We start from the raw sequence: 14,120 nt of genomic DNA, 5'->3' as shown, positions 1-14,120 counted from the left end.
GCACCGCAATCGTGACCCGGATGCCCGCCCTCGCATGCCGCATCGCTCTCCGACAGGCATGATCCGTAAAAGGGTGGAAAGTCGAATTACCGTACGCCACCGAGGAGGAGGAAACCCGTGACCCGCATCGACAGCGTGCGCGCCGCGACCGGCTCGGCGAAGGACAGCGTGCTGCACGCCGCGGAAGTGGTGGCGCCCTACGCCGACACGGCCAAGGACCGGGCAGCGCACTACGCACACGAGGCACGCGTACGGCTCGCGCCCAAGGTGTCCCAAGCCGCCGGACAGGCTCGTGTCCAGTACGCCGCGCATCTCGCGCCGCATGTGGAGCAGGCCCGCTACCAGGTCCGCACGCATGTGCCGCCGAAGGTCGACCACGCCGCCCACGAGGCCGCATCCCGCGCCCGCGAGGCCGCCCGCCAGGCCGCCGACTACTCCCTGCCGAGGATCGAGCAGGCGGTGGCCGCGGCCGGGCCCGTCAAGGACGAGGCCGCGGCCCGGGGCGTCGCCGCGCTGGCCGCGCTGCGCGGCCAGGTCTCGCCCAAGGAGATCCAGAAGCTCGTCCGCAAGCACGAGCGCCGGGCCCGGACCGGCCGGGCCATGAAGGCACTGGCCGTGATCGGCGTCGTCGCGGGTGGCGCCTTCGCCGCCTGGAAGTGGTGGGACAAGCAGGCCAACCCCGACTGGCTGGTCGAGCCCCCCGCCGCGACCGAGGTCTCCGAGTCCGGCCGGCTCACGTCGGTGGACGGGAGCGGCCAGTCGGTTCTCGACCCCGAGGTGCAGGCCAAGCAGGCCGAGGACGAGGCCGCCCACCGCGACGACCGCGGCTGAGTCGAGATCGCCGAACGACTGTGGGGCGGGTGACCTGAGGGTCGCCCGCCCCACAGCGATGTTTCACGTGGAACCACAACCGACCTCCGGTGGCGGAGATTTGGGGCCTTGGAGGTGCGGCGAGCCGCATGCGCCGCGATGAGAGTGATCGCGGATGCAATGGCGAGCCGGGTTCGTACCTCGTCACGGTGTGACGGAAGAGATAAGCAGCGGGCATTTGCGCAAACGGGAGAGCGCCCTGCTCAGCCGTGGGCGGGCCAAGGCCACTGCCGATCGGCTCTCAGGTCGGCCGGGCTCTGCCGGGCTCGGGTCCCGGACCCCGAAGGCGCAGGCGTCGCGGGCGGGAGGCCCGGGGACCGACCGTGGCGTCGATCACCGCTCCCGAGCCGGCACGGCGGTACCGAGGACAAGGGATCGGCCGGTGCCGAGGACAGGGGATAAGCCGGTGCCGTCGGATCGGGCCGGGGCGCCGCCACCGCCGGTTCCCCCTCCCCGGCCGTCCGGGGCCCGCCCTCCTCGACGAAAAAAGCCCTCTGAACCGCGTTTCCGCAGTTCAGAGGGCTTTCCTGTGGTGGAGCCTAGGGGAGTCGAACCCCTGACATCTGCCATGCAAAGACAGCGCTCTACCAACTGAGCTAAGGCCCCGAAAAGAGGACATCCGCCGGAAGTACGCGTACCGGCAGGCGCCGCAGACCAGAGTAGCGGGTCACCCCCGGTATCCCGCAAAAAGATTGGGGGGTCCCCGTGAACGACCACTCTCCGTAAGATGCTCGGCGTGGTTCGCGACAGCGAACCGCCGTTTTAGGGGAAGCGATGGGGAGACGCAATGGACGCCGCACAGCAGGAAGCCACCGCAAGAGCGCGGGAACTGCAGCGGAACTGGTACGGGGAGCCGCTGGGGGCGCTCTTCCGTAAGCTCATCGACGATCTTGGTCTCAACCAGGCTCGTCTCGCGGGGGTGCTGGGACTGTCCGCACCCATGCTGTCCCAGCTGATGAGCGGTCAGCGGGCGAAGATCGGCAATCCGGCCGTGGTGCAGCGGGTGCAGCTGCTCCAGGACCTGGCCGCACAGGTGGCGGACGGCAGCGTGAGCGCGGCCGAGGCCACCGACCGGATGGACGAGATCAAGAAGTCCCAGGGGGGCTCGGTGCTCAGCAACACCACGCACACGACGAACAGTTCGGGGGCACCGACGGTCAAGCGGGTGGTCCGCGAGATCCAGTCCCTGCTGCGGTCCGTCGCCGCCGCGGGGGACATCATCGACGCCGCGGACACCCTCGCCCCGACCCACCCCGAGCTGGCAGAGTTCCTCAGGGTGTACGGCGCTGGCCGCACATCGGACGCCGTCGCGCACTACCAGTCGCACCAGAACTGAACCGGGGGCCGGTCACGGCAGCGGGTGCCGCCGGGGGGTGCGGCGCTCACCCGTGACGGGTGTGCCGCAGGGGGTGCGGCACACGTCCGGGAGGGGTTCTCCCACACGTCGAGGGGCAGGCAACGGGGGAGCCCCGGACCGAACTGGGACTGAAGGGACCGCAGGGGGAGGAGCGGCGCACCGCGATGGGAGAGATCTTCGCCGGGCGTTACGAACTGGTCGACCCGATCGGACGCGGAGGAGTGGGCGCCGTCTGGCGCGCCTGGGACCACCGCCGCCGCCGTTATGTGGCCGCCAAGGTGCTGCAACAGCGCGACGCGCACTCCCTGCTGCGCTTCGTCCGTGAGCAGGCACTGCGCATCGACCACCCCCATGTCCTCGCGCCGGCCAGCTGGGCCGCCGACGACGACAAGGTCCTGTTCACCATGGACCTGGTCGCCGGGGGGTCCCTGGTACACGTCGTCGGGGACTACGGTCCGCTGCCGCCGCGCTTCGTCTGCACCCTGCTGGACCAGCTCCTGTCGGGTCTGGCCGCGGTGCACGCGGAGGATGTCGTGCACCGCGACATCAAGCCCGCCAACGTCCTGCTGGAGGCGACCGGCACCGGGCGGCCGCGGCTGCGGCTCTCCGACTTCGGGATAGCCATGCGGCTTGGCGAACCGCGGCTGACCGAGACCAACCTCGTGGTGGGGACGCCCGGATATCTCGCACCCGAGCAGATGATGGGCGCGGAACCGGACTTCCCTGCCGACCTGTTCGCCGTGGGGCTGGTCGCGCTGTATCTGCTGGAAGGCGCGAAGCCGGACGCCAAGGCGCTCGTCCAGTACTTCGCCGAGCACGGAACTCCGGGCGCGCCCACGGGCGTTCCGGAACCGCTGTGGCAGGTCGTGGCCTCGCTGCTGCAGCCGGATCCGATGGCCCGGTTCCGCACGGCCACGGGGGCGCGGAAGGCGCTCGCGGCGGCGGCCGAGCTGCTGCCGGAGCCTGGTCCTGACGACGAGCAGATCGAGATCTTCGACCAAGTCGGTCCGCTTCCACCGGGGTTCGGGCCGAGCGGGCCACTCACGCCGACGCGTGGGGTGCGGGCGACGGGACCGGCCGAGGGCTCGCGCGGCGGACGCGGAGAGGTGCGGCCCGAGCGCTCCGGAGCAGCGGGGGGTGACCCCGCGTCCGTGGACTCGCAGCCCGAGGGCTCGTCCGCGGGAAGCGGCTTCGTGCCGGGCGAGGGCCCGTCGGCGAGAGCCGGTTCCATGCCGTCCGGGATGCCACCCGCAGGCCCGCGTCCAGCTGGCGGTGCGCCGCCGCCCGAGGACCCATGGCCCGGCACGGGTTCGGGAACCGGCAGGGCCGGCGCCGTGAACGTACCCGCTGATCCCCGTCACCCGCAGGCAACGCCCGCGCAACCGGCCGGCATGTCCGACACCGGCAGCTTCCATCTGCCGCCACCGCAGCCGACCGTCACCACGCGCCGATCCCCTGCCAGTCCGCCACAGCCGCAACAACAGGCCCAACAGCCCCAGCACGACCCACAGCCCGAGCACCCCGCGCGACCACAGCACCCTTCCTTCGCCTCCCCCCAGCCGCACACGCCGCGCCCTGCCCCCTCGGCGCCCCTCCAGGCCCCCTCGGTGCCGCCGCAGCACGCTGATCCCTCTACTGCTTCGTACACCGCTCAAGACCCGCAGGTTCCGTCTTCCGCGCCCCCAATTTCCCGGCTGCCCGCCGGGCATCGACGCGGCGGCCGACGTGCCCGGCGCCCCGGCCCACCCGCAAAGGCAGTGATCCCGCTGCTCATGCTGGCCCTGGCCTGCTACGCCGTGGGGTTCTGGGCGCTGACCCGTATCTGACGGAACGACTTCCGAGGGGATCGCACTTGAAGGCACCGCGGGAGAGAGGCCCGACCGCCTATCCGGCGCCCCCGGCCCTCCGCCGTGCCACGGCCGCCCACACGCCGAGCCCCACGAGGATCACGCTGCCCGCACCGATCCCGCCCACCGCCACGGCCGTCATGGCCTCGTCACCACCGTCGCCCTGACCCGCACCCCCGACCACGGCCCCCCGGCCACCGCCCAGGCCGCCTCCCCGCACGGAGAAGAGACCCTCCGGCACGGACTCCCCCGCATAAGCGGGCCCGTCCTGCGCGTCACCCTTCACGCCCACCCGCAACATCAGCCCGAACGGCCCGTCCCCGAACTGCTCGGCAACCTCCGAGGAAAGATGCACGACGAGGTAATAGGAGCCCGCGAAGCGCATCCCGTCCACACGGCTGCTGAAGGAGAGGCGGTTGGCGTGGTCGACCGGCGGAAGCGGAGCCAGCGCGGCCGCCCGCTGCTTGCCGTCGTACCCCACGCTCCGGTCCGCGACGAAGGCGCGCACGGGGTTGTAGAGGGAGAAGTCCAGCGCGCTGCCGGCGTAACCGGAACCTCCGGAGGCCGTGCCGAGCTCGGCCGTGGCGGACACCTGCTGGCCCCAGTCGACCGGGACCTGGTAGAAGAGCGTCTGCCCGGGTGCGATGTCGTCGGTCCAGACACCGCGGCCCAGCGCGGCCGCCGTCGCGAACCCGGCACCGCCCCGGCGGCCCCGCGGCTCGTCCGTCGGCGGTGCGGGCGTCGCGGAGTCCCAGTCCTCGGGCGCCTCAGTGGCGCCGGCCCGCGCCAGCCCGGGCTCCTGGACCGCGGTGAGCTCGAGTTCCCACTGGGCCGGCGCGAAGTCGGTCGTACCCGAGCGTTCGACGACCACGTAGTACGTGCCGGCGCCCTGGCAACGGCTCCCGCCGACCTCGCGCGCACCCCCCGCCGCGATCGGATGCGGGCTGCGGGCGGCCCCGAACGTGGTCGTCTCGGACGAGCAGGACCTGCCGTCGGCGTCCTGCACGGACACCTTGATGCCCTCGATCGCGGAGACGGAGGCGTCCGGGTCGGGCACGGCGGTGGCGGAGACGTACGCGTTCGAGGTGGCGTCGAGCACGAGGCGGTAGTACGCCTCCCCGCTGCCCGGCAGCGTGCTCCGGTAGGTGCGTCCCGGCTCCAGGCGAGCCGCGTCGGTGGTAGCCGAGGCCCCGGGGACGGTCCGGGCGTCCTCCGCGAACGCGAAGGAAGAGGACGACGAAGGGGACGACAAAGACGAAGAGGACGGCGAGGAGGAGGCCGAAGAGAAGCTCGACGGTGAAGAAGCGGACGACGAGGACAGCCCCGGCGTCGCCTCACCGGCCACAGCGACCCCGGACAGCCCAAGTCCCGGCGACCCCACCAGCACCGCGAGCCCCACGGACCCCGGCACAGCGCGACCCACCGCCCGTCCCCACTCCGTACACCGCCGCCCGATCACGCGCAACCCACCCCCGGGAGTTCCGACCACGTACCGTCCGTGCCTGGCACATCCTGCACCGCGAGCACCTGGGCGAGCACCCGCATCACACGCAAAACCCCGACCGCAAGGCGGCCGGGGTCTGTTCAGATTCGGTTGTCGGTACTCACGAACCCGTGGGCACGGAGTCAGTCGCCTCCGTCCACAGATCCTGCTCGGCGCGATCCGCCTGGATCTGGCGGTACACGAGGAGCCCGCCGATGGCGGCCAGTGCGACCAGGAGAAGCTTCTTCACCGCGCGACCTCGTCTTTCCTTGACGTAGGGGACCTCTGGCGCCCGACTATACACACCGTCCGATATCGATCGGTGACCTGCGTGGGGGCCCCAACTTCCCTCCGGAATCGCGCACTAGAGGGCAGGCCGGAAGCGGACTCACGACGGGCCGCACCACCCCCATCCCCGTGTGATCACCCCTTCACAGAGGGTGAGATTTGCCCCGACTTCCCCTCTCTCCTCCCGGCTTCCCAGCTTTTTTGGGCTCTTGCGTCCATCCGAGTGGTGTTCATCGGAAGATCCACGCGCCGCGGGCGTCGGTCCAACACTTCGCGAGCCTCATACACATCATGAGGAAAGTACGCAAATCGCCCAACCCGAAAGTGAGGGGCCATGGCCCGGAACTCGGTCATGAAACTGTGGAATGTCCTCGTCACCGCCTTCCTCGCGCTGTTCACGGCGCTCGGACTCATCACCACCTCCGCCTCCGCGGCGGTACCGCAGCCCGAGCCGGCTCGCAACAGCGCCGCGAGCATCACCGTGCCGACGATGTCTCCCTGGGCCTGGGTACACGCCAGGTCACTGCCCCCCACGATGAAACAGCGGATCCGGGCCGAGGCCCACGGAAAGTCACCGAGCTGCCGGAACCGTCCGCTCGCCGAGACCGACCAGACCGCAGCCGAAGCCCCGGACACCGCCACCGCCGAGCGGACCGAGGACTGCGAGGCACAGACACCCCTCACCTCCGGACCCGAGTCGATGCCGCTCCAGCGCTGAGGCCGCCGCTCCGCCTCCTCTTATCCCTTCTGCTCCACCTGCTCCACCCGCACCTTCTGCTCCTCCCGCCCCACCCGTCCCTCTCTCTTCACCCAGTCGTCGCGGCGAACTTGCGTACCCCGCGTCCAATCCGAGGCCCGGCCACTCCACAGTGGCCGGGCCTTCGTGTTGTCGGCTTGTCTTTCCTGCCGTCCATCCCCTCCGCCACGTCCCCTCCGGGGGAAAATCGATGCCGACGGCCCGCACGACGACCACCCCTGAGCCACCCTGGACATCCCTACTGGACACCCTTCTGGACATCCCTTCGCCGTCCTGCCTCATGTGCCACCTCCGTCACATCGAGAGGAACGCCCGTGGACTTCGACACTGTCGCCGACGAGCTGTACGCGCTGCGGCCGGAGCAGTTCACGAGCGCCCGCGACACCCACGCCGCGGCGGCCCGCAAGGCCGGTGACCGCGCCCTCGCCGAGAAGATCGGCAAGCTGCGCCGCCCGAGCCTGTCCGCGTGGGCCAGCAACCTCCTGGTCCGTGAGCGGTCGGACGAGGTCGCCCCACTGCTGCGACTCGGGGAGGGCCTGCGCCAGGCACACCACGACCTGGACGGCGCCCAGTTGCGCGAACTCATGCGCCAACAGCGCCTCTTGGTGGGCACCTTGTCCCGCCAGGCCGCCCAACTCGCCGCACAGGCAGGCCGTCCGATCACGCCGGACGCCCAACGCGAGGTCGAAAGCACCCTGCAGGCCGTCCTCGCCGACCCGGACGGGGCCCGGGAGTGGGCGGCGGGCAGGCTGGTCAAACCGCTCACCCCCGCCGTCGGGTTCCCGGCGGCCGCACAGGGCGCCGTACGCGCCGCTCCCCCCGTCTCCGAGGCGCCGGCGCCGGCCGCCAAGCGTCGGCGCGCGACGGACGAGAGCAAGCGGGAACGTCTGACGAAGGCACGTGCGGAGGCCGGTGCCGCCGAAGACGACCTCCGGGCCGCGGAAGAGGAGGCGTCGGCGGCCGCGCACGACGCGCAGAACGCCAAGAGCCACGCCGACCAGCTGAGACAGCGTGTCAGCGACCTGGGCGAGGAGCTGGAACGGGCCGAGGAGGAGCACCGGCAGGCCGCCGCCGCCGAACGTCAGGCGCGGGAGCGTACCCGGTTCGCCGAACGTCGTGTGAGCGAGGCCCGTCGCAAGGCCAGGACAGCGGCCGCGCGCGTGGAACGCCTGACGACGGAAAGCCACTGAGGCCGGCGGAGCCCGTCAGGGCGAAGCTCACCAGCTCGGACCGGACTCCGGCGCCCCGGACGACACGGTCGGCCGCGCGGCAGGTGCGGCAGGTGCGGCAGGTGCGGCTGGCGCAGCAGGCGCAGTCGACGTACCAGGCGTCGCCCGCCCGGCAGCCCCCTCACCCCGCCGCCCCGCCATCCGACAGCCAAGGCACCCCGTATGCCCCGCACGCGCGGCCGTGTCCCTCACCCGCAGCCCCCATTCCGCCTCGGGTCGCGGCCCGGGCGGCTTTCCCCACCCGGCGAGATGCAGACCCCAAGTGACCAGTGCGGCCACGACCACGATGACCGCACCCAGCCACAGGCCCGGCCGCCACCCGCACACCCCGAGGCCCAGCCCCGCACACCCCACCGTGGCGATCGCCACCCCCGACCACCCTGCGATGGTGTGTCCCTCGTCGTATTCATGTCCGCCCACGTCTCGTCACCCCTAGGTTTTGTCCGCCCGTGCCTACACTGCCTTAGCAGGTAAGCAATTTAACTTAGCAACTAAGGGATTTCAATGGAGGGCTCGCCCCCACCCCCCGCGCCCGTCTGGGCCGCGATCAACGCGATGGACGACTTCGTGGCGACGGCCATGTTCGGCCAGCAGGAGTTCGCCCGGAACCTGGGCCTCGGCGTCACCGACCTCATCTGCTTCGCGTACGTCCTCCAGGCCGGCCCGGACTCCCCCCTCACCGCCGGGGACCTGGCGGAGCGCGTGCATGTCACCACGGGCGCCGTGACCGGCATCCTGAACCGCCTGGAGCGTGGCGGCTTCGTGACCCGGCAGCCCGACCCCGCCGACCGCCGCCGCGTACGCGTGGCCGCCGTCCCGGCCGCCGCCGAACGGGTACGCGCCATCTACGAGCCGTACTACGTCCTTCTCGCCGAGCTCTTCACGCGCTACTCGCCGGACGAGATCGCGCTCATCACCGACTGGTTCACCCGCGCCGGCACGCTGTCCCGCACCTACCTGGAGCAGTCCCGCGAGGGCACGAGAGCCGACCCCGGCGCTCGTTGATCAGAGGGCGGACGACACGGCGGCCCGCGGATCGTCCTTGCCCGGGGCGCCGCGCAGGGCTGCGATGGCGAAGGCGACCATGGAGGCCACGAGCAACAGCGCGAGCGGGCCCCAGACCGCCGGGATCGTCCACAGGGGCCAGTCGCCGGCCTGCTGCGCCCACAGGGTCAGGATGGCCGCGGCGCCCAGGCCCACGCCGTGCCACCGCACCACGGCCGCGGCTCTCATATGGCGGCGACCACCTCGCGCGAAGAGCGACCACAGCGCTCCGACGAGGGCCGTCGCACCGAACGAGATGCAGGCGAGCGCGCCACCGAGGCGGTCCTCCGGCCACTCCACGGGCCCCTCGGACGTCTGCTGCCGCCGACCGTCGGCGTCCCGCACCTCCACGACCTGCCCGTACCAGATCAGGCCCACGATCTTGTCGCCCGGCTCCAGCCACGACGCCACGGGGTCCGCGGTGCGGAACGTCACGTCCCACGTCCTGCCGGACGGCAGCACCAACTCCGCCTCAGGCGACTCGCCCCGCTCCCCCCTGTGCATGTCGGCCTTCCGCACGGTGAAGTCCTGCTTCCACACGCACCCCGACACCTCCACCGGTACGGAGGCGCATGCCGGCGCGGCACGGAACTCCCGCTCCCGTTCCAGCGCCTCGGGGACCTGGAAGGCCATCGCCACACCCACGACGAGCGTCACCAGAGCGAGCACCAGCCACGCCACGGCCCCGCCGATTCTTTCCGTCTTCGACTCCACCGCTCCCCCTCACGCCTCCCCGACCCCTCACCCCGCATCCGAACACACCGGCCCACGGCCTCCCATGCCCCTGCCCAGCAGCACACAGCGCCTCGAAACTGCCGAACCCGGGCAACCAACGCCGCCCCCGACCCTGGTGGCACCTCACCTGGTGTCGCCCGTACATGCCGAAGACCCCCGGCCCAAGTGGACCGGGGGTCTTCGTGCTGGTGGGCCGACAGGATCTGAACCTGTGGCCTCATCCTGAAAGCGTTGACCCGTACTGCGCGTGGCGAGGAGTGTGCTGGTCTGGCCTGGTAGCGGCAGACTCCGCACTGCCGGCCGTCAGCAACCCAGCGCCCCGCAGCGCGTGGCTGCGGGGCACCGATCCACTTTCGCAACAGGCCACAGGGGGGTCTAGTCGACCGTCTGCCCGTCGTGCGTACCGCCCCTGCAGGTCGGGAGCACGGGCGTCGACCGATCGATCGTTCCACCGCCGTCCGTGCACTCACCCGGGGTGACGCTGTCGGCCAGGGTCACGCTGCTGGCGGTGGCGGTGGCGGCGCCTGTGAGGCCGAGTCCGGCGAGGGCTGCCGTGGCGATGACTGCGGCGAGGATTCGTCGAATGCGCATGTGGTTCGCCTTTCACGGATTGCCTCGATTGGGCACTATTCAGCCTTATGTTCACCCATATGGGTGGCACGTCTTATTAGGCCATTCGGGTGACAGCGCTGTCGGGTGCGGGGTCGGTGACGCGACCCGTCGGACAGGCCCTGGAACCAAGAGACCACCCCGGCCGGATGGGACGAGGACGGCCAGGCCGCCCAGGCGATCCTCCGGCACAGTCAGATCAGCATGGAAGATCCACTCATCGGTTGATGTCACCCGTGGATGTCAAAGACCCCCGGTCCAGTGGACCGGGGGTCTTCGTGCTGGTGGGGCTAACAGGATTTGAACCTGTGGCCTCATCCTTATCAGGGATGCGCTCTAACCAACTGAGCTATAGCCCCGCCGCGCTCTGCGGTGTGTGTCCCGCGCGCTGACTCCTGAAGATTAGCGCACGACTGCGGCACTCCCAAAATCGATAGTCGCAGGACGTTTAGGGGACCGTCACTCGTCCTCGGCCAGCGTCAGCTCCACCCCGCCGACGAAGCCCGCGGAGAGGTTGTAGATGAACGCGCCGAGCGTCGCCAGCGCCGTCGCGAGGACGACGTCGATGACCGCGATGATCGCCGTGAACATCAGGACGTTGGGCAGCGACAGGAACGCCTGCAGGTCGAAGCCGTTCGACTCGTTCGAGCCGGTCGCCTCGGAGATCGTGCCGCCGACCGTGGAGAAGACGCCCATGGCGTCCATGACCATCCACAGCACCGCCGACGCCACGATCGTGCAGATGCCGAGCGCGATGGAGAGCAGGAAGCTGACCTTCATCACGGACCAGGGGTCGGCCTTGGCCACCCGCAGCCGCGCCTTGCGCACCCGCGGCGTGGTGCGCGCGCCGGTGCGCGGCCGGCGGACCGCGTTCGCGGCGCCCGGCGCTGCCGGGTAGGCCTGCGGCGGGTGGTACGGCCCGGAGGCCTGCTGCTCGGCCGGTCGCTCGCCGGGCAGCGGGGAAGCCGTCTGCGGGGCGCCCGCCGGCTGCGGCTGGGCGCCCGCTGGAGCGGCCGGGCCCGCTCCAGCCGCGTAGTGCTGGGTCTGCGGGCCACGGGTGTCCGTCACAGTTCCCCCCTGGGATCCATGAGTGTCAGGCGAGTTGGAGGGCGTCTGAGCATCCTTCGCGGGCGACTTGATCGCCCGCAACTGGGTGGTGTGCGGGTCCGTCGCAGACGCGGCGGAGCCACGGCCGCCGCCGCCCGTCTCCGCGCCGGTCGAACTACCGGCCGGGATACCGGTCGATCCGGCGCCCGTGGCTCCGCTCACGCTGACTCACTCCTCGTGCTACTCGGACGAGGGCGCCGCGCCCTCGTCCGTGCCGGTGGTAACAGCACCCTCGGCACCCTCGGCGGAGTCGTCGACAGCCAGACCGCCGTCGACCTCTTCCGCCTCGCGTCCCGCCTCGGCGTTACGAGCGATACCGACCACGGCATCGCGCTTGCCCAGATTGATCAGTTGGACGCCCATGGTGTCACGGCCCGTCTCCCTGACCTCGTTGACTCGCGTGCGAATCACACCGCCGGACAGCGTGATGGCGAGGATCTCGTCGGTCTCCTCGACCACCAGTGCGCCGACGAGCGAACCACGGTCCTCGACGATCTTGGCAGCCTTGATGCCGAGGCCGCCGCGACCCTGGACGCGGTACTCGTCGACGACGGTCCGCTTCGCGTACCCGCCGTCCGTGGCAGTGAACACGAACGTACCGGGTCGAACAACATTCATCGAGAGCAGTTCGTCCCCCTCGCGGAAACTCATGCCCTTCACACCGGATGTCGCACGTCCCATCGGGCGAAGCGACTCGTCCGTCGCGGTGAACCTGATCGACTGCGCCTTCTTGCTGATCAGCAGAAGATCGTCGTCCGGCGACACGAGTTCGGCCCCGATCAGTTCGTCGTCGGATCCGTCCTCCCGCTCGCGCAGATTGATCGCGATGACACCACCCGAACGCGGGGAGTCGTAGTCCTTGAGCGAGGTCTTCTTCACCAGACCGCCCTTGGTCGCCAGGACCAGGTACGGCGCCGCCTCGTAGTCACGGATCGCGAGGATCTCGGCGATCGCCTCGTCCGGCTGGAAGGCCAGCAGGTTCGCGACGTGCTGCCCGCGCGCGTCGCGGCCGGCGTCGGGAAGCTCGTAGGCCTTCGCCCGGTAGACGCGGCCCTTGTTGGTGAAGAACAGCAGCCAGTGGTGCGTGGTGGAGACGAAGAAGTGGTCGACGATGTCGTCTTCCTTCAGCTTCGTCCCGCGCACGCCCTTGCCGCCGCGCTTCTGCGAACGGTAGTCGTCCGTCTTGGTCCGCTTGACGTACCCGCCGCGCGAGATGGTGACGACGATGTCCTCTTCGGCGATCAGGTCCTCGATGGACATGTCACCGTCGTAGGGCACCAACGTGGTCTTGCGGTCGTCGCCGTACTTCTCGACGATCGCCGCCAGCTCCTCGCTGACGATGCCCCGCTGACGGACCGGCGAGGCCAGGATCGCGTTGTACTCGGTGATCTTCGCCTGGAGCTCGTCGTGCTCCTGGACGATCTTCTGGCGCTCCAGGGCGGCCAGTCGGCGCAGCTGCATCTCCAGGATGGCGTTGGCCTGGATCTCGTCGATCTCCAGCAGCTCCATCAGGCCCGTGCGCGCGATCTCGACCGTGTCGCTGGCCCGGATGAGGGCGATGACGTCGTCGATGGCGTCCAGGGCCTTCAGCAGGCCGCGCAGGATGTGCGCCCGCTCCTCGGCCTTGCGCAGCCGGAAGCGCGTACGGCGGACGATGACCTCGATCTGGTGCGTCACCCAGTGGCGGATGAACGCGTCCAGCGACAGCGTGCGCGGCACCCCGTCGACCAGCGCCAGCATGTTGGCGCCGAAGTTCGTCTGGAGGTCGGTGTGCTTGTAGAGGTTGTTCAGCACGACCTTGGCGACCGCGTCCCGCTTCAGCACGATGACGAGTCGCTGACCGGTACGGGAGCTGGTCTCGTCCCGCACGTCGGCGATGCCGCCGACCTTGCCGTCCTTCACCAGGTCGGCGATCTTCTGCGCGAGGTTGTCCGGGTTCACCTGGTACGGCAGCTCGGTGACCACCAGGCACTGGCGGCCCTGGATCTCCTCGACCTCGACCACCGCGCGCATCGTGATCGAGCCGCGCCCGGTGCGGTACGCCTCCTCGATGCCCTTGCGGCCCACGACCAGGGCGCCGGTGGGGAAGTCCGGGCCCTTGATGCGCTCGATCAGCGCGTCCAGGAGCTCCTCGTGCGAGGCCTCCGGGTTCTCCAGGCACCACTGGGCACCGGCAGCGACCTCGCGCAGGTTGTGCGGCGGGATGTTGGTCGCCATGCCGACCGCGATGCCGGCCGAGCCGTTGATCAGCAGGTTGGGGAAACGGGCGGGCAGGACGGTCGGCTCCTGGGAGCGGCCGTCGTAGTTGTCCGTGAAGTCGACGGTCTCCTCGTCGATGTCGCGGACCATCTCCATCGACAGCGGCGCCATCTTGCACTCGGTGTAGCGCATGGCCGCCGCCGGGTCGTTGCCCGGCGAGCCGAAGTTGCCGTTGGAGTCGACGAGCGGCATGCGCATCGACCACGGCTGGGCCAGGCGGACCAGGGCGTCGTAGATGGAGCTGTCGCCGTGGGGGTGGTAGTTGCCCATGACGTCGCCGACCACGCGCGCGCACTTGTAGAAGCCGCGCTCGGGGCGGTAGCCGCCGTCGTACATCGCGTACAGGACGCGGCGGTGGACGGGCTTGAGGCCGTCCCGGACGTCCGGCAGCGCACGGGAGACGATGACGGACATCGCGTAGTCGAGGTACGAGCGCTGCATCTCCGTCTCGAGCCCGACGGGCTCGACACGGAGGATCTGGCCCTCGTCCTCAGGCGTGACAGGAGTGTTCTCGTCGGCCATAGCTGGTGAAGAT

13 protein-coding genes and 2 tRNA genes are annotated in these 14,120 nt (G+C 70.5%); 6 read left to right on the top strand and 9 right to left on the bottom strand.

Annotated features, from left to right (window positions below; translation table 11 throughout):
* Positions 1-117 precede the first annotated feature (117 nt).
* The gene (locus tag ACIP2X_RS20875) at positions 118-831 is read left to right on the top strand and encodes a DUF5324 family protein (protein ID WP_401675111.1); all 714 of its coding nucleotides are present in this window, start codon (positions 118-120) and stop codon (positions 829-831) included.
* 569 nt (positions 832-1,400) lie between these two features.
* Here the strand turns inward: ACIP2X_RS20875 and ACIP2X_RS20870 are convergent.
* Positions 1,401-1,476, bottom strand: a tRNA-Ala gene (locus tag ACIP2X_RS20870).
* A gap of 181 nt (positions 1,477-1,657) precedes the next feature.
* On the opposite strand from ACIP2X_RS20870, the gene ACIP2X_RS20865 reads away from it, so the two are divergent.
* Both ACIP2X_RS20865 and ACIP2X_RS20860 read left to right on the top strand, forming a co-directional pair.
* Positions 1,658-2,206 (top strand): helix-turn-helix domain-containing protein, encoded by a 549-nt coding sequence (locus ACIP2X_RS20865; RefSeq protein ID WP_401675108.1) that lies wholly within the window; start codon positions 1,658-1,660, stop codon positions 2,204-2,206.
* A gap of 185 nt (positions 2,207-2,391) precedes the next feature.
* Positions 2,392-4,053 (top strand): protein kinase, encoded by a 1,662-nt coding sequence (locus ACIP2X_RS20860; protein ID WP_401675104.1) that lies wholly within the window; start codon positions 2,392-2,394, stop codon positions 4,051-4,053.
* A gap of 58 nt (positions 4,054-4,111) precedes the next feature.
* Here ACIP2X_RS20860 and ACIP2X_RS20855 read toward each other — a convergent pair whose 3' ends face one another.
* On the bottom strand, positions 4,112-5,326 hold the full coding sequence (locus ACIP2X_RS20855) for a hypothetical protein (RefSeq protein ID WP_401675101.1): 1,215 nt from the start codon (positions 5,324-5,326) through the stop codon (positions 4,112-4,114).
* A 352-nt stretch (positions 5,327-5,678) separates the two neighbouring features.
* A complete protein-coding gene (locus ACIP2X_RS20850) occupies positions 5,679-5,807 on the bottom strand; it encodes a DLW-39 family protein (protein WP_003999697.1) in 129 nt (42 codons plus the stop codon).
* A gap of 372 nt (positions 5,808-6,179) precedes the next feature.
* On the opposite strand from ACIP2X_RS20850, the gene ACIP2X_RS20845 reads away from it, so the two are divergent.
* Entirely contained in the window at positions 6,180-6,563 is a 384-nt protein-coding gene (locus ACIP2X_RS20845; protein ID WP_401675098.1) for a DUF6344 domain-containing protein, read from the top strand.
* Positions 6,564-6,916: 353 nt separating this feature from the next.
* Positions 6,917-7,792 (top strand): hypothetical protein, encoded by an 876-nt coding sequence (locus tag ACIP2X_RS20840; RefSeq protein ID WP_401675096.1) that lies wholly within the window; start codon positions 6,917-6,919, stop codon positions 7,790-7,792.
* A gap of 27 nt (positions 7,793-7,819) precedes the next feature.
* On the opposite strand, the gene ACIP2X_RS20835 is transcribed toward ACIP2X_RS20840, so the two are convergent.
* Positions 7,820-8,251, bottom strand: a complete 432-nt coding sequence (locus ACIP2X_RS20835; protein ID WP_401675093.1) for an HGxxPAAW family protein — start codon at positions 8,249-8,251, stop codon at positions 7,820-7,822.
* Positions 8,252-8,335: 84 nt separating this feature from the next.
* On the opposite strand from ACIP2X_RS20835, the gene ACIP2X_RS20830 reads away from it, so the two are divergent.
* Positions 8,336-8,836, top strand: coding sequence for a MarR family winged helix-turn-helix transcriptional regulator (locus tag ACIP2X_RS20830; RefSeq protein WP_401675090.1), 501 nt, complete (start codon positions 8,336-8,338; stop codon positions 8,834-8,836).
* Here ACIP2X_RS20830 and ACIP2X_RS20825 read toward each other — a convergent pair whose 3' ends face one another.
* The 5 genes from ACIP2X_RS20825 to gyrA all read right to left on the bottom strand — a co-directional run bounded on the left by ACIP2X_RS20825 (position 8,837) and on the right by gyrA (position 14,107).
* A complete protein-coding gene (locus ACIP2X_RS20825) occupies positions 8,837-9,589 on the bottom strand; it encodes a hypothetical protein (protein WP_401675087.1) in 753 nt (250 codons plus the stop codon).
* Between the two features lie 396 nt (positions 9,590-9,985).
* Positions 9,986-10,201 carry a hypothetical protein gene (locus ACIP2X_RS20820; RefSeq protein ID WP_401675085.1) on the bottom strand — a complete coding sequence of 72 codons (216 nt, stop codon included), beginning with the start codon at positions 10,199-10,201 and terminating at the stop codon, positions 9,986-9,988.
* A gap of 300 nt (positions 10,202-10,501) precedes the next feature.
* Positions 10,502-10,578 (bottom strand) — tRNA-Ile (locus ACIP2X_RS20815).
* Positions 10,579-10,678: 100 nt separating this feature from the next.
* Positions 10,679-11,488 (bottom strand): DUF3566 domain-containing protein, encoded by an 810-nt coding sequence (locus ACIP2X_RS20810; RefSeq protein ID WP_401675082.1) that lies wholly within the window; start codon positions 11,486-11,488, stop codon positions 10,679-10,681.
* 18 nt (positions 11,489-11,506) lie between these two features.
* The gene (gene gyrA / locus ACIP2X_RS20805; RefSeq protein ID WP_401675079.1) at positions 11,507-14,107 is read right to left on the bottom strand and encodes a DNA gyrase subunit A; all 2,601 of its coding nucleotides are present in this window, start codon (positions 14,105-14,107) and stop codon (positions 11,507-11,509) included.
* Between the last annotated feature and the right edge of the window lie 13 nt (positions 14,108-14,120).

Source organism: Streptomyces sp. NPDC089424 (genome assembly GCF_044749345.1).
Lineage (GTDB): Bacteria > Actinomycetota > Actinomycetes > Streptomycetales > Streptomycetaceae > Streptomyces.
This window is presented reverse-complemented; position numbering and strand designations above follow the sequence as displayed.